The 25,635-nt window shown below is 61.8% G+C and carries 23 protein-coding genes; 6 read left to right on the forward strand and 17 right to left on the reverse strand.

Annotation, left to right across the window (positions count from 1 at the left end):
- Positions 1-4: 4 nt before the first annotated feature.
- Genes MHY08_RS06935 through dacB form a run of 9 tightly spaced genes read right to left on the reverse strand, consistent with a single transcriptional unit; the run spans position 5 to position 8,133 of the window.
- Positions 5-478, reverse strand: coding sequence for a DUF3180 domain-containing protein (locus MHY08_RS06935; RefSeq protein ID WP_005325664.1), 474 nt, complete (start codon positions 476-478; stop codon positions 5-7).
- Positions 475-960, reverse strand: coding sequence for a 2-amino-4-hydroxy-6-hydroxymethyldihydropteridine diphosphokinase (gene folK, locus MHY08_RS06940; RefSeq protein WP_005325662.1), 486 nt, complete (start codon positions 958-960; stop codon positions 475-477). Before folK ends, MHY08_RS06935 begins: the two co-directional genes overlap by 4 nt.
- Entirely contained in the window at positions 960-1,340 is a 381-nt protein-coding gene (gene folB, locus MHY08_RS06945; protein ID WP_239236065.1) for a dihydroneopterin aldolase, read from the reverse strand. The genes folK and folB overlap by 1 nt, the downstream gene beginning before the upstream one ends.
- A gap of 3 nt (positions 1,341-1,343) precedes the next feature.
- Positions 1,344-2,306, reverse strand: coding sequence for a dihydropteroate synthase (gene folP, locus MHY08_RS06950; RefSeq protein ID WP_239236066.1), 963 nt, complete (start codon positions 2,304-2,306; stop codon positions 1,344-1,346).
- A gap of 37 nt (positions 2,307-2,343) precedes the next feature.
- Positions 2,344-2,937: a GTP cyclohydrolase I FolE gene (gene folE, locus MHY08_RS06955; RefSeq protein ID WP_005325658.1), complete on the reverse strand. Its 594-nt coding sequence runs from the start codon at positions 2,935-2,937 to the stop codon at positions 2,344-2,346.
- Positions 2,937-5,294, reverse strand: a complete 2,358-nt coding sequence (ftsH, locus tag MHY08_RS06960; RefSeq protein ID WP_239236067.1) for an ATP-dependent zinc metalloprotease FtsH — start codon at positions 5,292-5,294, stop codon at positions 2,937-2,939. Before ftsH ends, folE begins: the two co-directional genes overlap by 1 nt.
- A 12-nt stretch (positions 5,295-5,306) precedes the next feature.
- A complete protein-coding gene (gene hpt / locus MHY08_RS06965) occupies positions 5,307-5,894 on the reverse strand; it encodes a hypoxanthine phosphoribosyltransferase (protein ID WP_204610938.1) in 588 nt (195 codons plus the stop codon).
- A gap of 12 nt (positions 5,895-5,906) precedes the next feature.
- Positions 5,907-6,857: a tRNA lysidine(34) synthetase TilS gene (gene tilS, locus MHY08_RS06970; RefSeq protein WP_239236068.1), complete on the reverse strand. Its 951-nt coding sequence runs from the start codon at positions 6,855-6,857 to the stop codon at positions 5,907-5,909.
- Complete coding sequence (dacB, locus tag MHY08_RS06975) at positions 6,847-8,133, reverse strand: D-alanyl-D-alanine carboxypeptidase/D-alanyl-D-alanine-endopeptidase (protein WP_239236069.1); 1,287 nt, start codon at positions 8,131-8,133, stop codon at positions 6,847-6,849. Before dacB ends, tilS begins: the two co-directional genes overlap by 11 nt.
- A gap of 82 nt (positions 8,134-8,215) precedes the next feature.
- Here dacB and MHY08_RS06980 point away from each other — a divergent pair, with 82 nt between their 5' ends.
- From MHY08_RS06980 to MHY08_RS07000, 5 genes are all read left to right on the forward strand, one after another.
- Positions 8,216-8,689 (forward strand): inorganic diphosphatase, encoded by a 474-nt coding sequence (locus tag MHY08_RS06980; protein WP_005329894.1) that lies wholly within the window; start codon positions 8,216-8,218, stop codon positions 8,687-8,689.
- A 253-nt stretch (positions 8,690-8,942) separates the two neighbouring features.
- On the forward strand, positions 8,943-9,764 hold the full coding sequence (locus MHY08_RS06985) for an endonuclease domain-containing protein (RefSeq protein WP_239193246.1): 822 nt from the start codon (positions 8,943-8,945) through the stop codon (positions 9,762-9,764).
- A 53-nt stretch (positions 9,765-9,817) separates the two neighbouring features.
- Positions 9,818-10,114, forward strand: coding sequence for a rhodanese-like domain-containing protein (locus MHY08_RS06990; RefSeq protein ID WP_239236070.1), 297 nt, complete (start codon positions 9,818-9,820; stop codon positions 10,112-10,114).
- Positions 10,115-10,151: 37 nt separating this feature from the next.
- Positions 10,152-10,610, forward strand: a complete 459-nt coding sequence (locus MHY08_RS06995) for a MarR family winged helix-turn-helix transcriptional regulator (RefSeq protein ID WP_239228653.1) — start codon at positions 10,152-10,154, stop codon at positions 10,608-10,610.
- Positions 10,611-14,525: a Pls/PosA family non-ribosomal peptide synthetase gene (locus tag MHY08_RS07000; protein ID WP_239236072.1), complete on the forward strand. Its 3,915-nt coding sequence runs from the start codon at positions 10,611-10,613 to the stop codon at positions 14,523-14,525. It begins immediately after the preceding gene.
- A gap of 22 nt (positions 14,526-14,547) precedes the next feature.
- On the opposite strand, the gene MHY08_RS07005 is transcribed toward MHY08_RS07000, so the two are convergent.
- The 7 genes from MHY08_RS07005 to MHY08_RS07030 form a co-directional block, all read right to left on the reverse strand.
- Positions 14,548-16,206, reverse strand: a complete 1,659-nt coding sequence (locus tag MHY08_RS07005) for a metallophosphoesterase (RefSeq protein ID WP_239236074.1) — start codon at positions 16,204-16,206, stop codon at positions 14,548-14,550.
- A gap of 106 nt (positions 16,207-16,312) precedes the next feature.
- Positions 16,313-17,461, reverse strand: coding sequence for an alpha/beta hydrolase (locus MHY08_RS07010; RefSeq protein WP_239236076.1), 1,149 nt, complete (start codon positions 17,459-17,461; stop codon positions 16,313-16,315).
- A 276-nt stretch (positions 17,462-17,737) separates the two neighbouring features.
- Positions 17,738-18,637 (reverse strand): polyphosphate kinase 2, encoded by a 900-nt coding sequence (gene ppk2, locus MHY08_RS07015; RefSeq protein WP_023019951.1) that lies wholly within the window; start codon positions 18,635-18,637, stop codon positions 17,738-17,740.
- A 153-nt stretch (positions 18,638-18,790) separates the two neighbouring features.
- Positions 18,791-18,922: a hypothetical protein gene (locus MHY08_RS11650; protein WP_255710388.1), complete on the reverse strand. Its 132-nt coding sequence runs from the start codon at positions 18,920-18,922 to the stop codon at positions 18,791-18,793.
- 72 nt (positions 18,923-18,994) lie between these two features.
- On the reverse strand, positions 18,995-19,183 hold the full coding sequence (locus MHY08_RS07020) for a hypothetical protein (protein WP_239228649.1): 189 nt from the start codon (positions 19,181-19,183) through the stop codon (positions 18,995-18,997).
- Between the two features lie 667 nt (positions 19,184-19,850).
- Positions 19,851-21,497, reverse strand: coding sequence for a chaperonin GroEL (gene groL / locus MHY08_RS07025; RefSeq protein ID WP_023019954.1), 1,647 nt, complete (start codon positions 21,495-21,497; stop codon positions 19,851-19,853).
- 235 nt (positions 21,498-21,732) lie between these two features.
- Complete coding sequence (locus tag MHY08_RS07030; RefSeq protein WP_239236079.1) at positions 21,733-23,703, reverse strand: OPT family oligopeptide transporter; 1,971 nt, start codon at positions 23,701-23,703, stop codon at positions 21,733-21,735.
- Positions 23,704-23,941: 238 nt separating this feature from the next.
- Here MHY08_RS07030 and MHY08_RS07035 point away from each other — a divergent pair, with 238 nt between their 5' ends.
- Positions 23,942-25,309, forward strand: a complete 1,368-nt coding sequence (locus tag MHY08_RS07035) for a dipeptidase (protein WP_239236081.1) — start codon at positions 23,942-23,944, stop codon at positions 25,307-25,309.
- A gap of 43 nt (positions 25,310-25,352) precedes the next feature.
- Here MHY08_RS07035 and MHY08_RS07040 read toward each other — a convergent pair whose 3' ends face one another.
- Positions 25,353-25,520 (reverse strand): hypothetical protein, encoded by a 168-nt coding sequence (locus tag MHY08_RS07040; RefSeq protein ID WP_239236083.1) that lies wholly within the window; start codon positions 25,518-25,520, stop codon positions 25,353-25,355.
- Between the last annotated feature and the right edge of the window lie 115 nt (positions 25,521-25,635).

Genomic DNA, 25,635 nt, shown 5'->3' on the forward strand with positions numbered 1-25,635 from the left:
CTCACTAATGTACCGCTTGTACCCCATCTGGTGGGGGCGGGGTCTCGCAGTGTCGTTCTAGCCGCAGGCCAGCGGCGGCCATCGCGAGGCCACCAAGCGCGGAGGCAATGACGCCCACGAGGTCATCAGAGGCCGCGGTGAGCGTACCGGCGTTGGGAATGACGTAGACAGCAATGCCGGCATAAATGCCACCCACGATGGCACCCGTCCATGCCGAGGCCTTTCCTACCAGCATGAACTGCGTGATGGTCATGGGGTTGAGCTGCGAATTATCCAGGCCGATGCCATGCTCGTCCTCGGTGGCTTGATCCACCTTCCAGGTCAGCGCCACACAGATGACGGCCATGAGCCACAGCGTGGCGGAGACCGTTACCGGGATTTGCAGCATGGAGCCATAAAAGCGCGTGGTGAGGATGGCCGCCGCGGCGGCAAAGAAGACCCCGGTGCCGATGAGGGCACCCAGCGAGGTCCGTGTCATAGCTCCTCCATCATGCCCAGCCGGCGAATATCGGCGCGCTCCTGCGGGTCGAGTGCTGCTACCCGCTTGGCGACGCCCTCCCCACTCAACCTAGCACCAGCATCGGCCGCCAACCACGGAATCAGCACGAAGGCGCGCTCGTGGGCATAAGGATGCGGGACGATAAGCTCCGGGTCGTCGGAGGTATAGCCCTCGATGTCGACGATGTCCACATCCAGCGTGCGCGGTCCCCAGTGGCGCACGCGCACCCGCTCGGCGGCCTCTTCAAGCTTCTGCCCGCGGCGCAGCAGTTCCTTCGGGGTCTCCTCGACATCCACGATGAGCACCGCGTTGAGGAATTCGTCCTGGTCCGTCACGCCCCACGGCGGGGTGGCATAGACGGGCGAGGCGGCAACGATCTCGCCGGCAAACTCGTCGAATACCGTGCGCAAAAGCTCCACGCGGTCATCCATATTGGAGCCGATGGACAGCACCGCGCGCATTAGAGGGTCCTCGCGTGCTTGCGGGAGCGGCGGGCGACCACGGCGACGTCGGCAAAAGTGCGCGGAATCGGCGCCTGCGGCTTGTGCAGGGTGACCTCCACGGCATGCAGACCCTCGAAGGTGTCCATGATGGTATCGGCCACCTCGGTGGCGACGGTCTCGATGAGGTCGCGGGCGGGGCCTTCGATGATTTTCGCGGCGACGTCGGCAAGCTCGGTGTAATTGATGGTCTTGGTCAGATCATCTGTGGCGGCGGCCTCGGCGAACTCGGACCAGCAGGTGATATCCACGATGAAAGGCTGGCCCGTACGCTTTTCTTCCTCGAAGACGCCGTGGTAGCCAAAGCATTCTAGGCCGGTGAGCTCGATGCGGTCTGCCATGTTTTACTCCTCAGGGTTGCGCGGTAGGGCGGTGGATTTCATGGTGCCATTGCCATCGGCGCCGTTGCTATAGCTGCCGCTGGCATTGGCCCCACCCTTGTAGCCATCGCCGGCGTTCCAAGCCGCGGCCACATCGACGGCGTCGCGGGAGACGGCGACCTCGTGCACGCGCACGCCCCACGCGCCCATCTGGGCGGAGATGGCGGTCACGGCCGCAGTCGCGGGATCGGCCAGCAGCGGGCTGGACTCCACGCCACGGTCCTCCCGGATGGCGGCGAGGAAGCGCTTACGCGAGGCTCCTACCAGCATGGGGAATTCGGCGTCGAGGAACTCCGGCAGGGCCTTGAGCAGCGCCCAGTTATCCTGCGGGGTTTTGGCGAAGCCTAAGCCCGGATCGAGCACGATATTATCGCGGCGCACGCCGGCCGCCAGCGCGTTATTCGCCAGGCGCTCGAGGGTCTCATGCACATCGCGCACCACATCGCCGCCGTGGTCGGCGCTACCGGCCGCGGAACCAAAGGCGCCTTCCTGCAGCGTGCGCCAGTGCATCAGGCACACGGGTACGCCGGCCTCTGCCATCGCGCGATACATCTCCGGATCAGCCAGGCCACCGGAGACGTCATTAATCATGTCCACGCCGGCCGCTGCGGCCGCACGGGCCACCGAGGCGCGCATCGTATCCACGGAGGTGCGGATGCCCAGCTCACTCAGCGCCTTAATGACGGGAACCACGCGGCGCTTTTCGACGTCCGCCTCCACCCGCACCGCACCCGGCCGGGTGGACTCACCACCGACGTCAATCATGTCCGCACCCTGCGCCACGAGTTCGCGGGCGTGGTTGATGGCGGCATCAATGTCCAACCACTTACCGCCATCGGAGAAGGAATCCTCCGTGACGTTGACGATGCCCATCACCAGCGTGCGGTTGGCGATGCTCAGATCTGAGACCGAGGTTGCCTGCTGCATGGCGTGCTCCTTCTCGCTTTCGTGGTAACCGGGGGACTTAGCTGCGAATCAGGCTGAGCACCTCGGCGCGGGAGGCGGCATTGTTCTTGAAGCCGCCGCGCACCGCGGAGGTGGTCGTCGTCGCCCCCGGCTTGCGGATGCCGCGCATGGCCATGCACAGGTGCTCGCACTCAATGACCACGATGACGGACTGCGCACCGAGGACCTCCACCAAGGCGTCCGCTACCTGCTGAGTGAGGCGCTCTTGGACCTGGGGGCGCTTAGCGTACATATCCGCCAGGCGGGCGAGCTTGCTCAAACCGGTGACGTGGCCGTCTTTGCCCGGGATGTAGCCGATATGCGCCACGCCGTAGAACGGCACTAGGTGGTGCTCGCAGGTGGAATAAATGGGGATATCGCGCACCAGAACCAATTCTTGGTGGTCCTCAGCGAAGGTCTTGTGCAGGACCTCGGTCGGGTCCTCGTGCAGGCCGGCGAAGACCTCGCGGTAGGCGCGGGCCACGCGGGCCGGGGTTTCGCGCAAGCCCTCGCGGTCAGGGTCCTCCCCTACCGCGAGGAGCAGCTCACGCACCGCTGCCTCCGCTCGGTCTTGGTCAAAGGCGGCGCGAGCGGGAATGTGATTATCAGGCATTAGTTATCTTCTTGCTTGTCGTCCTCGCGCGCATAGGGGTTCTTGCGGCGATCCTTTTCGTCCCAGCCAGGGGTAAACCACTGGCTGGTCTCAGCATCGGCATTCGCGCCAGCATCCGGCTTGTGGTGCTTTCCGCCGCCGGCAGCGGGGCGTGCGGCCGGACGAGCGGTGGGCTCGGACGCCGGAGCAGACTGGGCGTCGCGGGACTGCTGGGTCGGCTGGGCCGACTGGGTCGGCGTGGAGTCCGCGGATTCCTTAGCGGGGCCGCTGACCAACTCGCGGGCGGTGTCCGGGTCGACGTAATCGCCGGCGTGCTGACCAAAGTTGAAGCCCACCTCACCCTTCGGCTCTTCGCCGGCGAGGCGGCGCTCGCGGGCGGCACGGGAGGCGTCGAGAAGCGTCATGCGCTTTGGCAGCTCCTCGCCGCGCTCCTTCGCCAGCTCAACCGGGGTCTTCACTGGGGCGTAGCCAATCTGGCGCGGGAAGCGGTCGTCTTCACCTGGGAAGACGTCGAAGGCCTCGCGCGGCTCGATACCGTCGAAGATGCGCTCCAGGTCGGGGCGACGCAGGGTTTCCTTCTCCAGCAGGGCCTCGGCCAGCTTATCCAGGTAGTGACGGTTATTGCGCAAGATGTCATAGGCCTGCTCGTGCGCGCGCTCGAGCAGGTAGCGCATCTGCTCATCAATCTTGGAGGCAACTTCATCGGAGTAATCGATGGAGCCACCGCCACCCATCTGGCTGAAGGGATCGCCCTGCTCCTTGCCGTACTTCACGGTGCCCAGATCCGGGGAGAATCCGTACTCGGTGAGCATGGAACGAGCGATCTTGGTGGCGTTTTCAATATCGGAAGACGCACCAGTGGTCGGCGCACCGAAGACCAGCTCCTCGGCCGCGCGGCCACCCATGGCAAAGACCAAACGGGAGAAGAGCTCGTCGCGGGTGTACATGCCCTTGTCGTCTTCCTGGGAGGTCATGGCGTGGCCGCCGGTGCGGCCGCGGGCCAGGATGGTGACCTTGTACACGCGCTCAATATCCTTGAGTGCCCACGCGGAAAGCGTGTGTCCGCCCTCGTGGTAAGCGGTGACTTTCTTCTCGTGCTCGGAGATGATCTTGCCCTGGCGGCGCGGGCCGCCCACGACGCGGTCGGTGGCCTCTTCCAAGGCGTCATAGGTGATGACGTTGCCGCCGATGCGGGCGGTAAGCAGGGCGGCCTCGTTCAGCACATTGGCCAGGTCCGCGCCGGACATGCCGGCGGTGCGCTTAGCCAGCTGCGCTACGTCAACCTCTTCTGCCAGCGGCTTATTCTTCGCATGCACGCGCAGGATCTCCTCGCGGCCGGCAAGATCCGGGTTAGTGACCGGAATCTGGCGGTCGAAGCGGCCCGGGCGCAGCAGCGCCGGATCGAGGATGTCCGGGCGGTTGGTGGCGGCGATGAGGATTACGCCTTCGCGGTCACCAAAGCCGTCCATTTCTACCAGGAGCTGGTTGAGGGTCTGTTCGCGCTCATCGTGGCCGCCGCCGGTACCGGAACCGCGCTGGCGGCCCACGGCGTCGATCTCGTCCACGAAGATAATGCAGGGGCTATTTTCCTTTGCCTGCTTGAATAGGTCGCGCACGCGGGAAGCACCCACGCCGACGAACATCTCCACAAAATCAGAACCGGAGATGGAATAGAACGGCACGCCGGCCTCGCCAGCCACGGCGCGGGCAAGCAAGGTCTTACCGGTACCCGGAGGGCCGTAGAGCAGCACGCCGCGCGGGATCTTGGCGCCTAGGTCGTGGTAGCGGGTGGGGTCTTCCAGGAAGTCCTTGATCTCCTGCAGCTCGTCCACGGCCTCGTCCGCGCCGGCCACGTCCTCGAAGGTATTGGTCGGCATATCCTTGGTCAGTTCCTTGGCCTTGGAACCGCCGATGCCAAACATGCCACCAGCGCCCTGCTGCATGCGGGACATGAGCCAGAAGAGCACGCCGAAGAGGATGATCATCGGCAGCAGCATGCTGAGCATAGAGCCCAAGAAGGATTCCTGCGTGACATTGGTCTGGTACTTTTCGGCACCGGAATCCTTGACGGCGTTAAAGACCTGCTCGGAGGCGCGGGCCGGGTACTTGGCCACGATCTCCTGCACGCCGTCGCGCTCGTCTACCGTGATTTCGTCCTTGAGCTTGATGCGCAGGCGCTGCTCGCGGTCATCGATTTCCACCTCATCGACGTTTTTGTCTTTGAGCTGGGTCAGCGCAACGGAGGTATCCGCTTGCACGTAGCCGCGGGCGTCGTTGCTAAAGAAGGTAAAAGCGTACAGCGCGATAAGGATGAGGGCCGCAATCCCGCCGTAGCGAAGAATCTTGTTGTTTTTCATTACTGCGCGATTTTAGTTGGTGGTATAGACATCAGGGTGGAGGGTGCCCACGTAAGGCAGATCGCGGTAGCGTTCCGCAAAGTCCAGCCCGTAGCCGATGACGAATTCATTCGGGATATCAAAGCCCACATCCAGCAGGTCAATATCGGCCTTGACTACCTCCGGCTTGCGCAGCAGGGTGACCACATTCAGCGAGGCAGGGTTGCGGCCTTCCAGGTTGCGGATAAGCCACGACAGGGTGAGGCCCGAATCGATGATGTCTTCCACGATGAGCACGTTGCGCCCTGCGATATCGCGGTCCAAGTCCTTCAAAATGCGCACCACGCCGGAAGAAGAAGTGGAGGCACCGTAGGAGGATACGGCCATAAACTCCAGCTCGGAGGGGATGGATAGCTTGCGCGCAAAGTCCGTGAGGAAGAATGCGGCGCCTTTGAGCACACAGACCAACAGGAGGTCTTGCTCAGAGTCGGCATACTTTTCCGAGACCATATCCGCGAGTTCTTGGACGCGGCTTTGCAGTTCCTCTTCTCCAATGAGGATTGCTTCTACATCGTCACCGTAGCGGTTTGCGGGAACGGCGAAGTCTTTCTTGTCGTGCACGTGTGCGCTCCTTTAATGACCAGACAATAGTGCCAGTTTGCCACCTATACGGGCTACTTCCAACCTCTGCCCCACCTGCCGCGCCGATCGCACGGCCACCGGGCCTTGCCCGTGCCAGTGGGTGCACAGCTTGCCGACGTCCCCCACTCCCTTCCTTGTTACCTCTACCCCCTCGCTGACCAGCCACGCCGCGATCGCCCGCCGGCGCCGGGGCTCCGCCATCGCCGCCAGCTCGGCGCAGTCGGTGGTGGGTGGGGTGCGCAGGGCGGCGTCGTCAAGCGCGGCGTCGCCTGCTGCTTGCGCCAGCGCTGGCACCGCGTCCCCTCCGATGATGCGGCTCAACTGCGGAATGACCTCACGGCGCAGCGCTACGCGGCGGAAATTCGTGTCCGCGTTCTGCGGATCCTGCCACGCGGAAAGGCCCAGCTCTGTGCAGGCGCCCTCGGTATCGGCCCGGCGCACGCCCAACAACGGCCGCACCACACGGGCGCCTTCCACCTCGCTGCGCTCGCTCATGCCGGTCACCCGCCCACGCAGCGCGCCGAGCAGCAGCGTTTCCGCCTGGTCATCGGCCGTATGCGCCACGGCCACCTCGAAACCTTCGCCCGCGCACGCGGCGGCCAGTGCTCGATACCGCGCCGCCCGCGCGGCCGCCTCCATCGACTCCGCCCCCGCCGCAGCGCCCGCCTCAACGCTGAGCACCTGCGCCCGCGCGCCTAGGTTTCGCGCCTGTTCGGCCGCGCGCTGGGCCTGCGCCCGCGATCCAACCTGCAACCCGTGGTCCACGCACAGCGCGAGCACGTCGTGCCCCTCCGCCACGAGCGCCGCCATGAGAGCCAGCGAATCCGCGCCCCCGGACAGCCCCACCGCCACTGCGTGGTCAAGGCCTGCGGCGCGCACGCCGCGCCGACACGCTAGAAAGTGCGGCGAAACCCGCGGCCAGAAGGGCTTATTAGAACTCATGCAGTGCGGAAGCCAATGCGTCTTGAGCCTTGCGGGCGGCCAAGATATCGCCGTCATTTACAAGGAAGGCAAAGGCATATACGCGCCCGGAATTGCCCTGCGCGGTGCCGGCTAGGGCCGAGACCCCGGTCAGCGTGCCCGTCTTGGCGCGCACGTAGCCCTTGGCCGCGGAATCGCCGTAGCGCTCGTACAGCGTGCCATCGCCGCCGGCCACCGGCAGGTAGGACACCAGCGGGCGCAGGCGCGGATCCTTGACCGCACCATTAATGAGCTGCGTCAACAGCCCGGCGGTGAGCCGATTGTCCACCGAGAGCCCGGAATTGTCCTTAATGTCGACGCCCTCGACGTCGAATCCCTGCTCTCGTAGCACCTCGAGCGTGGCCTGCGTATCGCCCTCAAAGCTGGCTTCCTTGCCACGGGACTTCGCCAGCTCACGCGCAATGGCCTCGGCCATGACGTTATCGGAATGGCGCACCATTTCTCGGGCGCGGTCCGACAGCTGCGGCGAATCCACGCTCGCCACCTCCTGCGCGTTTTCCGCCACAGAGCCCATGCCTACCTTGTCCGCGCCGAGGCGATCGCCTAGCTGCTTAGCGACGTCCAAAGCAGGCTCATGACTCCTCGGCACATCCCCCGTCGTCGCGCCCAGGCGACCGCCGTAGAGCATGGCCGGTTCTATCGGCGCGACGAAGCCGCCGTCCACGTTTTCCGGATCCCACCCCGGGGCCTGCGCCTCGCCGGACCACACGGAGGTATCGATGTAGACGCCATCGACCTGCTCGACGTTCTTCGAAATCTGCTCGGCCAAATCATCGAGCTGTTCGTGCGTCATCCACACATCGCCCGCGGCCTTGATGACCACGTTCCTTTCATTCGACCCACGGTAGACCTTGGTGGTGATTTTCTCATTCTCATCCAGCGCCAACGTCGCCGCCGCAGTGGTGAGGACCTTCGTGGACGAGGCCGGGGTGAGCCGCTTATCCGCGTCGCGCTGCCACACCACGTCACCGGTTTCGGTATCGATCACCTCGCCGCCAAAAGTGGCAAGGTCTTTATTCTTAGCGAGCTCATCCAGCTTCGCGCTCAGCGCATCCAGGTCTGCCTCGCCCGGCTGTGCTGCGCTCAACGGCTCCTCAGGAGCCTCGACCGCCTGTGCCTCCCCGTGCGAGAGATCGCCGTATTCGCGCTGGAGGGTAACGCCCAGCGCAGCCGTACCTCCGACCGCTGCCGCTACCACGAGCGCGGTCGCTGACCACCAAACATGCTTTGCTTTCATTGCCTTTAACCCTAGCGCGAATCCGCAACGCGCTAGACTATGGGCAGTAATTGATACCCAATCCCCCATGGAGGACATCGCTGTGAGCGTTGAAGTAACCATTGAAATCCCGAAGGGCTCCCGCAACAAGTACGAGGTTGACCACGAGTCCGGCAAGGTCTACCTCGACCGTTACCTGTTCACCCCGATGGCTTACCCGGCTGACTATGGCTTCATCGACCACACCCTGGGCGAGGACGGCGACCCGCTTGACGCCCTGGTCATCCTGCCGGAACCGGTCTTCCCGGGCGTAGTTGTTGAGGCCCGCATCGTCGGCGTCTTCAAAATGACTGACGAGGCCGGCGGCGACGATAAGCTGCTCGCCGTCATCGATGACCCACGCTGGGAGCGCTACCAGGACATCAACGATGTGGAGCAGCATATCAAGGACGAAATCGAGCACTTCTTCGTCCACTACAAGGACCTGGAGCCGAACAAGGAAGTCACCGGCTCCGGCTGGGGCGACAAGGCCGAGGCAGAGAAGATCCTCGACGAGGCAAAGGCTCGCTTCAAGTAAGCCTTCCTGCTCCGGGCTGCCCTTAGGGCGTTTCGATCAAATAGCACCGCGAAAGCGGCGGTTTTCAAGGCCGTATTTGATCGAAACGCCCCTTTTTTGTCCCATTTCGCCCCTTTTTTGCCCTTCTTCGCACCCGCAAGGCCCTCCCCGCGACACCATCCCGACCCCGCAGTACAATTCGATCACATAGCAGGCCGAAACCGCCGGCCTCGGGGGACCTAATTGATCGAAATGAACGCCTAGGGGTGGGCGCATGAGAATCTTCACCACGCGCAGGGCCGCGAACCGCGCTATCAACAACCAAGCCGTGAAAATCTGCCACGGCCTCTACACGGATAGGAAGCCCTCGCCGCGCGAACTCGCGGAAATCGTCTCCCACCGCTGGCCCGATTCGGCGCTCGACGGCTACTCGTGCGCCCACCACTACCTCGGCCGCGCTTTAGGTTTCCCACTTCATTTCCTGCGCGCGGGAACGATGGCCACCAGCCCGTACTTCCGCAGCCGCCGCGCCCAGCCGAAGGCGCTGGGCCAGCTCAATGGCATTAACGTGTGCAATCCGCTGCAGGCCACAGAAATCATGGCGGAGGAAGACGCCGTCGCCTTCCTCGAGGCATGCTTTGCCGGCCAGTACGGCGCCTCCCAAATGGAGGGCCACATGCTTGATTTTCAGCGCTTCCCGCAGCACACCCGGCGCGTGATGGAAAACACCATCCTCGGCGCTGATAGCGTCCCCGAACGCAGCCTCACCCGCGCGCTTCGGCCCCATGTCACCGTGCACAACAACAGATACATTGGCCCTTACCGCTGGGATTTACTCTTGGAGGAGCACAATCTGGCCATCGAGGTCGACGGCTACGCCTACCACCAGGGCGAGAACCGGCAGCGGTTCGAAATTGACCGCCAAAAGCTTAACGACGCCGTCCACAGAGGCTACAAACCCCTCCACTTCACCGCCGCCACAATCGAGCACCACCTCGACACAGCTGTTAGCCAAGTCCTCGCGATAATCCATGGAAAAGGCGACATTGTGCAGCCACCGTGGCAGTGGCACCACTACTGGCGGTTCCAGCGCTAGCACTGGGGCACGCGGAGCAGCACAAGGCCCTATGCGTGACTAGGGTATGAGGCATGAAAAACGTTCAACCAACTGAAGTACCAGAAGGCGCTCAGCTCATTGATGTCCGCGAGAATGATGAGTGGGCGGTAGAGCGCGCAAAGGGCGCGACCCATATCCCGATGAGTGAGATTACGGGTCGCATCCAGGAAATCGACCCGGACAAGGATATTTACGTCATCTGCCACGCGGGCGGCCGCAGCATGCAGGTCTGCCAGTATCTGGAGCATGCGCTGGGCTGGGACACCATCAATGTGGAGGGCGGCACGGATAATTGGAAGGCTTCCGGGCTTCCCATCGAAACGGATTAATTGGCCTTAACCAATCTTTTGGGATTATGATGATGGTATGTCTTCCACGAATAATTCTGTAATCCCAACGACCCTGCTCGAATCCCCGTCGTTCCAGTTGGAGCGCCTCCGCCGCCGCACCCGCGATGGTGTCGAGGCCGCCCTGCAGACTAAGCAGACGACGCTGCGCGAGTACTGGGTCCTGACCTGCCTAGTGGACGCGGATGCTGCGTCGCAGTCCTATCTGTCCGAGACCCTGGCCATTGATGCCTCTGACATGGTGCGTCTTATCGACGCCCTCGAGGACCGCGGCTGGGCCAAGCGCGAGCGAGACCCGAAGGATCGCCGCCGCCAGATCGTCGCGTCCACCAAGAAGGGCGCAAAGGTCCACAAGGACTTGGCGGAGCTTGTCGCCACCGCCGAGGACGAGGCCTTGGATGAGTCCACCAATAAGCAGCTCAAGCACCTGCGTAAGTTGGCCAAGTCCATCATTGCCGCGGACGAAGAAGAGGCGTAAATGGCAGGGCCCGAATCACGTGTCCCGCAGCAGTACCTTTTAGGTAGCGCGGCACCGCGGCCGCGCACGCTGTGGGACATCATCACAGCCACCGCAGAAATGTACCCAGACGCCGCCGCGCTTGACGACGGCGAGATCATTACCTACTCCGAGCTCATTCACGAGGTCGAGCTGTGGGCCACCGAGCTGCATGCCAATGGCGTGCGCTGTGGCGATCGCATCGGCATTCGGATGACCTCCGGCAAGCGCGAGCTCTACCTCGCCATCCTGGCAACCTTGGCGTCGGGCGCGGCTTACGTGCCTGTCGACGCCGATGATCCAGACGAGCGCGCCGAGATGGTCTTCGGCGAGGCCGATATCGATGGCGTCTTTACGGACGAGGGCTTCCGCTTCCTGCGCGATTCCGCGCGCCCCGACGCCCCAGCCGAAGAGCCGGCCGAGAAACCCAATGCCCCGCGTCCGGAAGACACCGCGTGGATCATCTTCACTTCCGGTTCCACCGGCAAGCCGAAGGGCGTGGCCGTGAGCCACCGCTCCGCGGCCGCCTTCGTAGACGCCGAGGCAAGCCTCTTTTTAGTAAACCACCCGCACGGGCCGCTCGGCCCGGAGGATCGTGTGCTCGCCGGGCTGTCCGTCGCCTTCGATGCCTCCTGCGAGGAAATGTGGCTGGCCTGGGGCCACGGTGGCTGCTTGGTCCCGGCGCCGCGATCTCTGGTGCGCTCCGGCATGGACTTGGGCCCGTGGCTCATCCGCCGCGATATCACCGTCGTGTCTACCGTGCCTACCTTGGCGGGCCTGTGGCCGGCTGAGGCGCTGGATAATATCCGCCTGCTCATCGTCGGCGGAGAAGCCTGCTCGCAGGAGTTGGTGGACCGCCTGGCCACCGAGGACCGCGAGATGTGGAATACCTACGGTCCTACCGAGGCCACGGTCGTCGCCTGCGCTCAGCAGATGCTGCCGGGCCGGCCGGTGTCCATTGGCTTGCCGTTGAATGGGTGGGACCTGGTGGTCGTCGATAAGCAGGGCATACCTGTGGAAATAGGCGGCGTCGGCGAGCTGGTGATCGGCGGCGTGGGACTGGCGTCCTACCTGGATCCGGCCAAGGATGCGGAGAAGTACGCCCCGCTGGAGTCGATGGACTGGCAGCGTGCGTATCGCACCGGTGACCATGTGCGCCTGGAGGAGGACGGGCTGTACTTTGTCGGCCGCGTGGATGACCAGGTGAAAATTGGCGGGCGCCGCATTGAGCTCGGCGAAGTCGAAGCCAACGTTGCGGCCCTGGATAACGTCTATAACTCGGCCGTGGCCGTGCAAAAGACCCCGGGCGGCGAATCCGTCCTGGTGGGCTACGTTTCCCTCGAGGATGAGGCCAAGGGCTTCGATCACGAGGCCGCGCACGCCCGCTTGGCCGAAACCATGCCGGCCGCACTCGTCCCGCGCATCTGCGTCATGGAAGAACTGCCGGTGCGTACCTCCGGCAAGGTAGATAAGAAGGCCCTTCCGTGGCCGCTGCCGGGAGTGGGCGTGGAATCGACCACGCTGACCGAGACCGAGAAGTGGCTCGCGGAGCTGTGGGTCGAAACGCTCGGCGTGTCCGTGGAAGACGAGAACGCCGACTTTTTCTCGCTCGGCGGCACCTCGTTGGCGGCCGCGACCCTCGTGGGCCATATCAGGGAGCGCTACCCCACCGTGGCCGTGCGCGACCTCTACGACCACCCGCGCTTGGGCTCGCTGGCCGAGCTCATTGCAGGAGCCGAACCGCGCCCCGCGGCTGCCGATGCCCCCATGCGCGAGGTCGCCAAGGTCGGCTTCGGCACCCGCCTCGCCCAGACCCTGATTCAGATTCCCGTCATGACACTGGCCGCCTCCAGCTGGCTGGCCTGGCTCATGCTGGGTTCCACCGTGGCGGCATCGCTGGGCTTTGAGTGGGCCGCGGCCTATCCGTGGTGGCTGGTCATCGCTATGCTCATCGTCTTTGTCACCCCCGTCGGCCGCATCCCCATTGGCGGCTACGGTGCGCGTCTTATTACGGCCGGAATTAAGCCGGGCGATTACCCGCGCGGCGGTTCGACGCACCTGCGCATCTGGGCGGCCGAGCGCTGGGCTAATGCCTCCGGCGCGAGCTCCCTGGCCGGTGCCACGCGCGTGAATAACTACGCCCGCGCGCTCGGCGTCAAGGTCAAGCGCGGCGTGGACCTGCACTCCCTGCCGCCGGTGACCGGTCTGCTCACCTTGGGCAAACACGCCGCCATCGAGCCTGAGGTGGACCTCTCCGGCTACTGGCTGGACGGCGATATCCTGCATGTGGGTGCCATCGACGTCAAGGAAGGCGCTCGCGTGGGCGCGCGCTCCACGCTGCTGCCTGGCACCGTGGTGGGCAAGTATGCCCACGTGGAGGCCGGTTCCACCGTGACCGGCCGCAAGAAGATCAAGGACAGCCAGCGTTGGTCCGGCTCGCCTGCCCAAAAGGTGGGTCGCTCCAAGCACCGCTTCCCATCCCATACGCCCAAGCGCCGGCCGTGGTGGGTGGCCATTTATGACGCCACCTCCGTCCTGCTGGCCATCCAACCGGTTGTAGCGCTGGCGGTAGGCGCGGCCATCGTCTTGGCCCTCGTGCATTCCACGGGCGGCGATAGCTTTGTCGGTGCGATCTTCTTCGCGCCCGTTGGCGCGCTGGCGGCCTTTGCCACCTATATGCTGCAGACCTGGCTGGGCGTGCGCATTCTCTCGCTGGGCATTAGCCCGGGCGTAGCACCCGTGCGCTCGGCCAAGGGCTGGCGCCTGTGGGCCATCGAGCGCCTCATGGACGAGGCCCGCACCAAGCTCTTCCCGCTCTATGCCTCCCAGCTGACCCCAGCGTGGCTGCGCTCGCTCGGCGCGGAGATTGGCGCCAACGTGGAAATCTCCACCGCGGTCATGATCCCCAAGCTTACCGAGGTCAAAGAGGGCGCCTTCCTGGCCGATGACACCATGATCGGCGGCTACGAGCTCGGCGGCGGCTGGATGCGCACCGGCGAGACCAAGGTGGGCAAGCGCTCCTTCGTGGGCAACTCCGGCATCACCGCACCCGGCCGCAAGCTATCCAAGAACTCGCTGGTTGCCGTGCTTTCTTCTACCCCGAAGAAGACAAAGGCCGGCGCCAACTGGTGGGGTGCACCGCCAGAGCGCATGCGCCGCGTGACCGTAGAGGTGGACTCCCCCGCCAACTCGGGCGAGGCGCTGACCTATAACCCGGGCTTTGCCGTCAAGGCCGCCCGCGGTGTGGTGGAAACCATGCGCCTTTTGGCACCGATGTATTCTGCCATGCTGCTCGCGGCAACCCTTAGCGTCTACGACTCGCTTCTCGACGCCCTCGGCTTCCCCCTCACCTGGCTCCTTTCCGGCCTCGTGCTCATGGGCATGGGTGCGGTGGCCATGGCCGTCACCGTCGCGGTGAAGTGGATCTGCGTGGGCAAGCACCGCGCGGCCGACCACCCGTTGTGGTCCGCTTTTGTCTGGCTCAACGAGCTGCAGGATACCTTCGTGGAGGTCGTCGCCGCGCCGTGGTTCTTCCAGCACACCTACGGCTCCGGCGAAATCAACCTGGGGCTGCGCGCCCTCGGCGTGGAGATCGGCCGCGGCGCGTGGATCGATTCCTACTGGTTCCCGGAAACGGATCTCATCCGCATCGGTGAGGCCGCCACCGTGGGCCCTGGCACCGTGGTGCAAACCCACCTCTTCCAAGACCGCGTGATGAGCCTAGATACCGTCACCATCCAGGACGGCTCCACGCTGGCCGCCCACTCGGTGGCGCTGCCGGCCTCGCTCATCGGCACGGCGTCCACCGTGGGCCCCGGCTCGCTGGTCATGCGCGGCGACCGCGTGCCCACCAACGCCGTATGGCAGGGCAACCCCATCGAGCCGTGGGAGCGATAGGTCGCCGGCCACAATCTGCGCGCTACCGCGCGAAGTCCTGATACTTAATCATCTCGCCGGACTTAAAGTCCCAGGCCTCCACCCGGACGCGGTCAGCAAAGACCTTGACCCGCAGTCCGGTGGAGGCCTCTTCCTTTTCTTTGACGATTGTCTCGTCATTATCGCCATCCGGCAGGTACTCGTTGAGGATGGCGCCGGTGTTGACCACCGGGAAACCGACGCGGCCGGCCTCACCGGTGCCGTCATAGCGGCGGGTTCCCCACCAGTTATTCTGACGCAGCGAGGAGTGGCTGTGGCTGCTAAACCACACGATGTTGTTGTACTTATTGACCACGTTGGATAGCGCCTCAAGGTCCTCAAAGTCATTCTGGTACCACGCCGAATGGGACATCGATACCGTCTGCGGCAGCAACGGATGGCTAAAGACCAACGCCGGAGTGCCCTTCGCATCCCAATAAGCCAGGCGCTCATCTAGCCAATCGAGCTGTTCCTTGCTAAGGCGCTGGAACGGCTCCTTGCCGTGGCGCAGAATATCGGAATAAAACTCGGTATTTACCGAAATGAGCGGCACCCCATCCACCACTTCTTCCTTCCACGGCTTGTCCTGGCCGGAGTACTTCAGGAAGCGATCCAGGTAAGTCTTAGAGCCTTCCTTGCCATACATTTCATGGTTGCCGATGGTCCACAATTCCTTGCCCGAATCGTGCGGCACCTCGCTGTGCGCGGCCAAGAAATCATCCCACTGCTGCTGCGAGCCATCGTCCACGAGGTCGCCGTTGAGCACCAGCGCCCCGGCCTTATCCTCCATACCGTTCAACTGGCGGATCGCGTCTTTGTAGTCTTGGGGGTCGCCTTGGACGTCGGAAAGCACGTCCACGGTAGCCAGCGGCGAGCCCTTAAGCTCACCGAGCGGCTTGACGACGCCCACGTTGTCCACCGCCCACCACCAGTCATCATTGCCGTTGTTATAGCTGAAGCTAACCTGCATATTCTTCGCGCCGGCCGGCACGTCCACGCCGATGGACTCGTGCTTGGAGAAGACGTCCTTATCAAAGACGGCGATTTCCTGAGCTTCCCCACCATCGAAGGAGACCTTCACCGTCGCGTTCTGTCCTTCCTTGCCCTGGCGGTAATGGTGGTCGAATTCCACATTCACGCGGCCCTGCCCCGCCACCGGGATGGCCGGGCTCTTCAGTCCGGCGGTCATAGAATCGCCCTCGGCCAGACGCTGCTGCTTGTTGTCGATGATGGCGAAAGTGTCATGCGCCTGGGTGAAGTAGTGGCGCATGTCGGTACCGGCCGCCCAGGTCCAGTGGCGCATATCGCTAAAGGTCCAACCCTTCCAGCGGGCCTCGCCCGAGTCCACGCCCCGCACGTCGGTATTCCACCCCTCCGGCGCGCGGTGAGTAAACCATGCCGGGGTATCTACCTCATCGAAGCTTTCTTGCCACAGCACTCGCGATTCAGTGCCTTCCCTCGGCTGCGCATCGTCCCCCGCGGAGGAACCCTCGGAGGACCCCTCGGAGGACCCCTGGGAAGACCCCCAGGAAGAGCCCAACGATGATCCCAAAGAAGAACCAAAGGAGGAACCCGGAAGCGAAGACTGGGCCGCTGCAACGGGCGCGCCCACCATTCCGGTGAGCGCCAGGACAGAGGAGAAAGCACAGAGTTTATTTTTCATAATTCAATTTCTATCCGGCCTGGGCAACGGGGCGGTTACATATACGTAAACTCTTGGCAAGCACTGTATGCCTGCCAAGAGTCCTCTCCTTGTGTCCCGCGTGGATTTAGGCGCGACGGTCGAGCCAGTCCACGACGGTATCGAGAGCCTGATCGGCAGCCGGCTCATTGAAGACCTCATGCTTCTGGCCTTCCCAAGTCACATACTCCACATCTTCGGAGGAGATGGAGTTGTACCAATCCTGGGAGAAATACGGCGGCACGATACCGTCCTTGGTGCCGTGCATGATGAGCGTCGGTGCAGTGAAGAGATCCGCATTGACGGCGTCATAATTCGCGATTGCTGCCAACTGCAGGGCGGTACCGGCGCTGGTCTTCTGCGCGATGAGCTGGCTGGAAGCATACTCGTCCTTCACCGCCTGGCTAGTGGAGATACCATCCGTAAATGGATTAGACAGCTGAATCTCCTTGCTCCACTCCGGAGATTGTGCGCCGATTTCGGTGCGATGCGGAATCAAGTTCTGGGCATAGTGCGCATTAAAGCTGGTGAGTTGGGCCAACGGCAAGCGCTCAAAGATGGTGGGATCCAGCTTCTTCTGGGTCTCCGAAATATCATCCGGGGTGATATTCTTTCCGGCCACATTCTTGCCAGAAAGGTTCAGCGGCGCGCCGCCACCGTTGGTGATGATGCCATCGACCTTGCCCGGCTCACGGATGCCATAGGCCTCCACGGTCAGCGAGCCCATCGAGTGGCCCAGCAAGAAGGTCTTTACTCCCTGGTTTTCCTCCTTGGCCATGTCCACCACATGGTCGAAGTCATCCAGGATGTACTGGAAATTATCAATGTGCCCCAGTGGCACGCTGCCGCCAGCGGACTTGCCGTGCCCGCGGTGGTCTACACGGTAGACGTTGTAGCCCGCATCCAGCAGGCGCTTGGCGACGTAATCATATCGCCCCGAGTGTTCAGAGACACCGTGCGCAAGAACCACCGCACCGCGTGGGTTGGCCACTTTCTGCTTGCGGTAGTAGATCTTGACGCCCTCGCCGTGAGCGCTGTCGAAGTAACCTTCTTCATCGGATACCTGCTTTTCCGAGACAGTTGGGCGCCTCAATACATCTGGTTTCTGGTCTGCCGCGGGCGCAGGTGCCGAGGCTTCCTGTGCGATTGCTTCTGCCGTGAGCGCGCCAGGTACCGCAACTGGTGCTGCCAGTACTGCTGCCGCCGTCAGGCAAGCGGTTACGTGCTTCTTCATCATCACTGTCTCCTCGTGGTGCTGGAGGTCATATCCTTGCGCTAGATGAGATTGAAATAACAGTGATGCTAAATATACTGAGACGTAGTTCACAAATAGTTTTCGACAATATTACCTACGGTTCCGTAACATAACCGCACGGAAATACCCCTTTAAAATCCCCTAATTTCCACGAAACTATTCCTCCCCAATTACCCCCTTTTGGCACCTCTAAAACAAAAAGCGGGAAACCCGGACTTACCGAGTTTCCCGCCTACTGTGCGGCTACTTTAGCTCAACCTAGTCACCAATCTGATCGCGACCACGCTTCACGATGTTCTCATCGACCTCGCCCACCAGCTCGTGGTCTTTGTTCGTATACTCGAACTTGGACAGCACATAGCGCATGGCGTTAATACGGGCACGCTTTTTGTCGTTGGACTTAATGGTGATCCACGGCGATTCTTCCGTATCCGTGTAACGGAACTGCTCTTCCTTCGCACGGGTGTAGTCATCCCACTTATCCAACGAAGCCAGGTCCATCGGGGATAGCTTCCACTGGCGCACCGGGTCGATCTGGCGGATAGCGAAGCGGGTGCGCTGTTCCTTACGGGTAACCGAGAACCACAGCTTGGTTAGGGAGATACCCGAGCCAAGAATCATGTTCTCCAGCATTGGCACCTCACGGAGGAATTCCGCATGCTGACTTTCGGTACAAAAGCCCATAACGCGCTCCACACCAGAGCGGTTGTACCAAGAGCGGTCAAAGAAGACAATCTCGCCACCGGCCGGGAAATGCTCAATATAACGCTGGAAATACCACGAGGTGGACTCACGCGGCGATGGCTTCTCCAGAGCCACAGTGCGAGCACCACGCGGGTTCAGGTGCTCGTTAAAACGCTTAATGGTGCCACCCTTGCCGGCCGCATCGCGACCCTCAAAGATAATGATGTGGCGCTGGCCAGTTTCCTTGGTCCAGTTCTGCCACTTCAGCAACTCAATCTGCAGAGCGCGCTTCACAGACTCGTACTCGTCGCGAGTCATACGCTCATCATAGGGGTAATTTTCACGCCAAGTCTGAACCGGGGAACCATCCGGCATGATCAGCGAAGGATCATCCTCGTCGGTTCCATCGACGACGTAGCCGTCAGTTTTTGCCAGGTCAATCTCGGGAAGGTCGTCGTCTTTAATATCAGCCATGCATTAAGTGTAACCCGAATGTAGGCATCAAGCGCGCTAAATTTTCGCAGTTACCCCTGCCCCCAATTGAGCAATAAAACAAAAGGAAGGCCTACCGATTCGGTAGGCCTTCCTTCTTCAGCGAGCGTTAAAGCTCAGAACTGAAGGATGTTCTTATGCGAACATGCCGAGCAGGTCGGAAGCGCCCTTAGCAATCTGAACGAGCGGATCGATCAGGGTTGCGTAGATGTTCAGGTCGTTTGCGAACTCGGAAGAACCGATTGCGAAGTTAATGAAGCCGTCCATTTTATCTCCTTAGGACTAGTATTTGATGATTGAAGATCAGAACCTAAAAGGCCCCGATGAGAAGTAAATGAATTACTTGTTCTCAGTAATCAGGGAAGAGGTGCCTGGGAAGAAATCAGCTGCCTCAGGCTCGGAGGACAGGAAGTCGAAGGCCAAGATGGTGTTCTGGAAGAAGGAACCAACGTTGCCCAGGATCTTGCCCCAGCCTTCCCAGGTGGTGACGAAGTTGTCCAGGTGGGTGATTACGTTAGAGAGATCCATATTTGAACTCCTAAAATAGATCCGAAGCTTTTGCCGCGGAGGGGTTTGCAGTTTGCAGACACCCTCAGTGGGCGTCACATGATTTATTTTGGCACAAGTTTGGACGAAATCAAGTCAAATTCGCATGAACGTTCCGGCACATTGGCAACTTGATAAGGATGGGGTTATAAATTATAGCAGTCATTAAAAACTTTTTACCCCAACTCAAAGTCCACTGAACTGGGCTTTTTTGCCACGCCCCAAATAGGTAGGTGAATTAAAACTTAACACTGTAACGCTTTTCCGTGTAACGAACGATAGATAGGCCTGAAACTCCACCTCTGAGAGCGAAAAACTTTTATAAATTTCTGCCCTTCAGTTACCCCTATACGGGGTCACTGAGACGCATGGTTAAGGTGTTAAAAGCTGTGACGGTAATTGTTAAGCCTTCAACCGCGATAAGGTTCCGGGTTGTTCATTACCCCGCAGCCCAAATCGAAATCAGCTATGACGAGCATCTTCGGAGGGCTTTCCCGTAAAGACGAGGCGCCGCTGTATCACACCAATTAAGCAGAATGATGCAGACACGCCGAAGCGCCCCGCTTCATGCGCTCAAAAGCACAGAAACGGGGCGCTCAGAAGGGGCTAGAGGGCTCTAAAAATTGCCCTAATACCTCGTCTTCGGGACCTAGAAGCCCATGCCGCCCATGGCATCAGCATCCGGCATGCCGTTGTTGGCGCCAGCCGGCTCAGGCTTGTCAGCAACAACAGCCTCGGTGGTCAGGAACAGCGCTGCAATAGACGCAGCGTTCTGCAGAGCGGAGCGGGTGACCTTAACCGGGTCATTGATGCCAGCCTCCATGAGGTTGACGTACTCACCGGTAGCAGCGTTCAGACCCTCGCCCGCCGGCAGGGAGGAAACCTTGTCAGCAACAACGCCCGGTTCTAGGCCAGCGTTGTGTGCAATCTGCTTCAGCGGTGCAGACAGAGCCTCGCGAACGATCTTGACGCCGGTAGCTTCGTCGCCCTTGAGGTCATCCAGGGAGTCCAGAACGGAAGCGGCCTGCAGCAGGGCCACGCCACCGCCGGCAACGATGCCCTCTTCCACGGCAGCCTTAGCATTGCGGACTGCATCCTCGATGCGGTGCTTGCGCTCCTTGAGCTCAACCTCGGTAGCGGCACCGACCTTAAGGACGGCAACGCCGCCGGAGAGCTTAGCCAGGCGCTCCTGCAGCTTCTCGCGGTCATAGTCGGAATCGGAGCTTTCAATCTCGGCACGGATCTGCTTGATGCGGCCGTCGATCTGCTCCTGGGAGCCAGCACCCTGAACGATGGTGGTCTCATCCTTAGTGACAACAACCTTGCGTGCCTGGCCAAGGTACTCTAGCTCGGCGGTCTCGAGGGAGAGTCCGACCTCCTCAGAGATAACCTGGCCGCCGGTAAGGATGGCCATGTCCTGCAGAGTGGCCTTGCGGCGGTCACCGAAGCCCGGTGCCTTCACAGCAACGGACTTGAAGGTGCCGCGGATCTTATTCACCACGAGGGTGGACAGGGCCTCGCCCTCAACGTCTTCGGCGATGATGAGGAGCGGCTTGCCGGACTGCATGACCTTCTCCAGCAGCGGAACCAGGTCCTTGATATTGGAGATCTTGGAGGAGACCAGCAGGATGTACGGATCCTCGAGGACCGCCTCCTGGCGCTCCATATCGGTAGCGAAGTAGCCGGAGATGTAGCCCTTATCAAAGCGCATACCCTCAGTTACCTCGAGGTCAACACCGAAGGTATTGGACTCTTCCACGGTGATAACGGAGTCCTTGTTTACGGAGCCGTTGCCCACGGTGTACATAGCCTCGGCGATCTTCTCGCCGATGGCCGGGTCAGCAGCGGAGATGCCAGCGGTGGTAGCGATCTGCTCCTGGGTTTCTACTTCCTTGGCGGAAGACAGCAGGGAGTCCACAACCTTCTTGGTTGCGGTCTCGATTCCGCGCTTGATGCCCATTGGGTTGGAACCTGCGGCTACGTTGCGCAGACCCTCGCGTACCAGAGCCTGCGCCAGCACGGTTGCGGTGGTGGTGCCGTCGCCTGCGACGTCGTCGGTCTTCTTGGCAACTTCCTTGACCAGCTCGGCGCCGATCTTCTCGTAAGCATCCTCGAGCTCGATTTCGCGAGCGATGGAAACACCGTCATTGGTAATGGTCGGGGCGCCCCAGGACTTTTCCAGGACGACGTTGCGGCCCTTGGGGCCGAGGGTGACCTTGACGGCGTCGGCAAGCGTGTTTAGGCCGCGCTCAAGGCCGCGGCGGGCCTCTTCATCAAAAGCGATAATCTTTGCCATTGTGTTTGTGCTCCTTGGTTTATTGAGGACGACACTCACGTCTTTCTCGCTGCGGACGCCCGCGACGGCATGGCTGGTGAGTGTGAACCAACCTCAACCACAACGAAGTAGATTTATCTAGCACTCATACTGTGCGAGTGCTAACGACCATTCTGGCACTCTCCTACCGCGACTGCAAGAAAAAATGGCGCCCCCGCGAAGGGACGCCATTATATTATAAGGAATGGATCAGAAACTAGGAGCTCTTGACCGTGCGCTTAGTCCAGCGGTAGATGAACGTCAGCGCGACAATAAAGAGAATCACGCCGACGATGGTGGCAGACGTGCCGCCCTCGAAGATCTCTAGCGGGCTCTCGCCGCCAGCGGCGGCGATGATGCCGGCGTTGACCACGCCAAAGAGGGACTCACCCACGATGAGACCGGTAGCCAGGAGGGTACCCATTCGCTTGGCAAACTCCGGGTGGGATTGCTTCGCGGCCCACTTGTCATAGAAGGTGCCCAGGATGGCTCCGATAGGGATGACGATGGTCAGGGCGGCCGGTAGGTACATGCCCATGCCGGCGGCCAGCGGGGACAGCGAGTACTTATCGGTGAACTTGCGCAGGAGCTCGTCAATAATAATAAGGACAGCGCCAATGGCCATACCGATGAAGATAAGGTTCCAATCCAACGAGCTATCGAAGATGCCGGAGGCAACGGAGGACATCAGGGCCGCCTGTGGGGCGGCCAAGGCGTCTTCGCCGGCGCCTTCCATGCCTTGGAAGCCGAAGCCATTGAGCATGACCTGCAGAATCGGCGGGATAACCAGGGATCCGAAGACCACGCCGATAATGAGCGCTACCTGCTGCTTCCACGGAGTAGCGCCGACGAGCTGACCGGTCTTGAGGTCCTGCAGGTTGTCATTGGAAATGGTGGCAATGCCAAAGACGATGGCCGCGGTGAAGAGCGTGTAGGCCACCAAAGACAAAGGATCCGCAGTGGTACCGCGGGTGACGGCCGCGATGAGCAGCGAGGCGGCGAGCACGGCGATGATGCCGATGGAGGAAATTGGCGAGTTAGACGCACCAATCAGGCCGGCCATGTAGCCACACACGGAGGCGATAATCAGGCCTACCAGCAGGGTAAAGAGGACGGAGACGGTAATGAGCACGGCCATGTGGTCGTGGATATCGGTACCGCGCACAAAGTCCCACAACAGCAATGCGATAGGCACCATGAACGCCACGATGGTGGTGGCGACATAGGGGAAGGGAATATCGCGCTCGGTGACGTCCACGGCGGAGCCGGACTTGCGGGCGCGCGAGGAGGCTAGGGACTGGCGGATGCCCACAGCAATGGGAGCGGCGATCTTCAGCAGGGTCCAGATGGCGGCAATGGCCATGGTGCCCACGCCGATGAAGCGGATGTCATCGGAGAAGGTGGTATCGACGACGTCGGCAAGCGCGGTGGCGCCCGTAATATCGCCGGTGGTGAAAATAGGCAGCAAGATGAAGTAGGAAATCACCACGCCTACCAGCATGGCAATGCCTACCGGCAGGCCCACCAGGTGGCCCACGCCGATAAGCGCGGTGGACAGGCTGGTGCCCAGGGTGGTCGCGCCAGCGCCGAGCTTGAAATAGGCGGTGACCTCGGAGGCGGCGGCTTTCATTGCGGTCAGCAGCGCCATGACGGCCGAGGTAATGCCACCCGCGACGATGACACGCAGGCCCTTGGCATTTTCTTCCTGGCTGGTGCCAGACGCATTCTCATCGCCCACCTTGAGGACCTCGGCCGCGGCCACGCCCTCCGGGTAGGGCAGATCGGAGCCGGTGACCAAAGCACGGCGCAGCGGGATGGAATACATCACGCCCAGCACGCCGCCGATGATGCACACGCCGGCCGTCTGTACAAAGCCAAAGCCCTGCCAGTACCCCACCATCACCAGGCCCGGGAGGACAAAGATGATGGCGGACAAGGTGCCCGCGGCAGAGGCAATGGTCTGCACAATGTTGTTTTCTTTAACATTGTGGCCCTTGAACCGGCGCAGCACCGCCATGGAAATCACGGCGGCCGGGATGGAGGTAGCAAAGGTCAAGCCCACCTTCAGGCCTAAGTACACATTGGCGGCGGTGAAGATGAGGGTAATCAGGCCACCGATGATGATGCCGCGCAGAGTCAGCTCGGGCAGGGAGGCCTTGGAACCTGCGGCGGATGGTGCGTTCGCCATGCCAGGTCCTTTCTATTCTCGGCTATGAAAGTTTCTTATTTCACCCACGCAGCGGGCTACAGCGGGCCGCAGCCAGCTACGTCCGTTTCCATCTGTTTGGTACCGGTTTCTTTCCTCGGTTTGAGTCCGAACGGACAGAATCCGCACAGGGTGGAATGAATAAATTTTAGTTCACCACCCCAGCGTTTTCCTATTCCGGTTGCTCTATAGCTTGGGGCGGGCGGGTACCGTAGAGACCATGACTGCACTTAATGAAAGCATTCACAACGATCGCGAGACCATTTTCCGCCAGCTCAGCGAGCTCGTGGCCTTTAATTCCGTCCACGACGAGGAAGGTTTGGAGGACCAGACCAAGGGCGCAAGCCAGTGGGTTAAGTCCGCACTGGAGGAGGCGGGAGTGAGCGTAGAAACCATCACCACGGCCGATGGCTCCACCGCCATCTTGGGTGAGCGCAAGGGCGATGAGGGCGCCAAGACGGTGCTGCTCTACTCCCACTATGACGTGGTGCCGGCCGGCAACCGCGAGGCTTGGGAATCCGATCCGTTCACCCTGACCGAGCGTGAGGCCGCCGATGGCACCACCCGCTGGTACGGCCGCGGCGCCGCCGATTGCAAGGGCAACGTGGCCATGCACCTAGCTGCCCTGCGCGCGGTGGACAATAACGGCGGCACCAAGGTGAACCTGAAGTACCTCATTGAGGGCTCTGAGGAGCGCGGCGGCGAGGGCCTGTCCCAGCTCATCAAGGATCGCCCGGAGCTTTTTGCTGCCGACGCCATCCTCATCGCCGATGCGGGCAACGCCGCTGTGGGCCAGCCGACCTTGACCACGTCCCTGCGCGGCGGCGCGCAGATTGGCGTACAGGTCGATACTTTGGCCTCCGCCGTGCACTCCGGCCAATTCGGCGGCGCGGCCCCGGATGCCGCCAAGGCGCTGATGCGCGCCATCGACTCCCTCTCCGATGAGTACGGCCGCACGGTTATCGACGGCGTAGATACCAGCGCCGAGTGGTCCGGCCAGGAGTACCCGGCCGAAGCCTTCCGCGCCGATGCGCAGCTGCTGGAGGGCACCAAGATCATGGGCGAAGACGACCCGGCCGGTGCCACCCCGGTGGCCAACATGGTCTGGTCCCGCCCGGCCATTACCGTGACCGGCTTTACCTCCACCCCGGTGTCAGAGGCCGTCAACGCCGTACCTGCCACCGCTTCCGCGCAGCTCAACCTGCGCGTTCCGGCCGGCGCCGATGCCGCTGCGATTGCCGACGCCGTCTGTGATCACCTCCGCGCCCACACCCCATGGGGCGCCCACGTTAAGGCCGAGGTGCTCGAGGCCAATGCCGGTTTTGCCACAGATCCGGAAAAGCCCGCCGCTGCCCTACTGGGCGAGTGCCTCACCGAGGCCTACGGCACGGATACTGCCGCACAGGGCATGGGCGGCTCCATTCCGCTGACCACCGAGCTGCAGGAGGCTCACCCGAACGCGGAAATCGCCCTCTACGGTGTGGAGGAGCCAAAGTGCACCATCCACTCGGCCAATGAGTCCGTCGATCCCACCGAGATCGAGAATATCGCTGCCGCAGAAGCGCTCTTCTTGCAGCGCTACGCCTAAGGGGCTCACCCCTCTCGGCCGCCGCGGCTGCCGCCGCTTCGGCTTAGCGGCTTGCCGCCAACTCCCCGCGTCCCAAACCAATGGGATGCGGGGTTTCTTTCTGCCCTAAATCGGCCCGAAATAGCAGCATATAATACAGCGTCAAAAATAATTCTTTCAAAGCCGTAGAAAAGCCGGTAAAATGGCAAAAGTTGGCCCCGCGCTCGGCCATGTTGCTTGCACTATGCCACCGCGGCGTACTCAGCGGCGTGCGGCTCGTGAATGTTCTCGTCTCTCATTAGTTGTGATGCTCGTGGTATTCGCGGCAGCGGGGCAAGAGAACGTGA

It is taken from the genome of Corynebacterium sp. ACRPJ (assembly GCF_022347345.1).
In the GTDB taxonomy this organism is placed as follows: Bacteria; Actinomycetota; Actinomycetes; order Mycobacteriales; family Mycobacteriaceae; genus Corynebacterium; species Corynebacterium tuberculostearicum_D.

Excerpts from the sequence above, each read along its gene's own strand:
- MHY08_RS07000 (WP_239236072.1), top strand. The coding sequence starts at position 10,611 with ATGGCAGGGCCCGAATCACGTGTCCCGCAGCAGTACCTTTTAGGTAGC.
- MHY08_RS07010 (WP_239236076.1), bottom strand. The coding sequence starts at position 17,461 with ATGATGAAGAAGCACGTAACCGCTTGCCTGACGGCGGCAGCAGTACTG.
- MHY08_RS07040 (WP_239236083.1), bottom strand. The coding sequence starts at position 25,520 with ATGGCCGAGCGCGGGGCCAACTTTTGCCATTTTACCGGCTTTTCTACG.
- groL (WP_023019954.1), bottom strand. The coding sequence starts at position 21,497 with ATGGCAAAGATTATCGCTTTTGATGAAGAGGCCCGCCGCGGCCTTGAG.
- ppk2 (WP_023019951.1), bottom strand. The coding sequence starts at position 18,637 with ATGGCTGATATTAAAGACGACGACCTTCCCGAGATTGACCTGGCAAAA.
- folB (WP_239236065.1), bottom strand. The coding sequence starts at position 1,340 with ATGGCAGACCGCATCGAGCTCACCGGCCTAGAATGCTTTGGCTACCAC.
- MHY08_RS06935 (WP_005325664.1), bottom strand. The coding sequence starts at position 478 with ATGACACGGACCTCGCTGGGTGCCCTCATCGGCACCGGGGTCTTCTTT.
- folK (WP_005325662.1), bottom strand. The coding sequence starts at position 960 with ATGCGCGCGGTGCTGTCCATCGGCTCCAATATGGATGACCGCGTGGAG.
- MHY08_RS07030 (WP_239236079.1), bottom strand. The coding sequence starts at position 23,703 with ATGGCGAACGCACCATCCGCCGCAGGTTCCAAGGCCTCCCTGCCCGAG.
- ftsH (WP_239236067.1), bottom strand. The coding sequence starts at position 5,294 with ATGAAAAACAACAAGATTCTTCGCTACGGCGGGATTGCGGCCCTCATC.
- MHY08_RS11650 (WP_255710388.1), bottom strand. The coding sequence starts at position 18,922 with ATGGACGGCTTCATTAACTTCGCAATCGGTTCTTCCGAGTTCGCAAAC.
- MHY08_RS07005 (WP_239236074.1), bottom strand. The coding sequence starts at position 16,206 with ATGAAAAATAAACTCTGTGCTTTCTCCTCTGTCCTGGCGCTCACCGGA.
- MHY08_RS06990 (WP_239236070.1), top strand. The coding sequence starts at position 9,818 with ATGAAAAACGTTCAACCAACTGAAGTACCAGAAGGCGCTCAGCTCATT.
- MHY08_RS07035 (WP_239236081.1), top strand. The coding sequence starts at position 23,942 with ATGACTGCACTTAATGAAAGCATTCACAACGATCGCGAGACCATTTTC.
- MHY08_RS07020 (WP_239228649.1), bottom strand. The coding sequence starts at position 19,183 with ATGGATCTCTCTAACGTAATCACCCACCTGGACAACTTCGTCACCACC.
- MHY08_RS06985 (WP_239193246.1), top strand. The coding sequence starts at position 8,943 with ATGAGAATCTTCACCACGCGCAGGGCCGCGAACCGCGCTATCAACAAC.
- folP (WP_239236066.1), bottom strand. The coding sequence starts at position 2,306 with ATGCAGCAGGCAACCTCGGTCTCAGATCTGAGCATCGCCAACCGCACG.
- dacB (WP_239236069.1), bottom strand. The coding sequence starts at position 8,133 with ATGAAAGCAAAGCATGTTTGGTGGTCAGCGACCGCGCTCGTGGTAGCG.
- MHY08_RS06995 (WP_239228653.1), top strand. The coding sequence starts at position 10,152 with ATGTCTTCCACGAATAATTCTGTAATCCCAACGACCCTGCTCGAATCC.
- folE (WP_005325658.1), bottom strand. The coding sequence starts at position 2,937 with ATGCCTGATAATCACATTCCCGCTCGCGCCGCCTTTGACCAAGACCGA.
- tilS (WP_239236068.1), bottom strand. The coding sequence starts at position 6,857 with ATGAGTTCTAATAAGCCCTTCTGGCCGCGGGTTTCGCCGCACTTTCTA.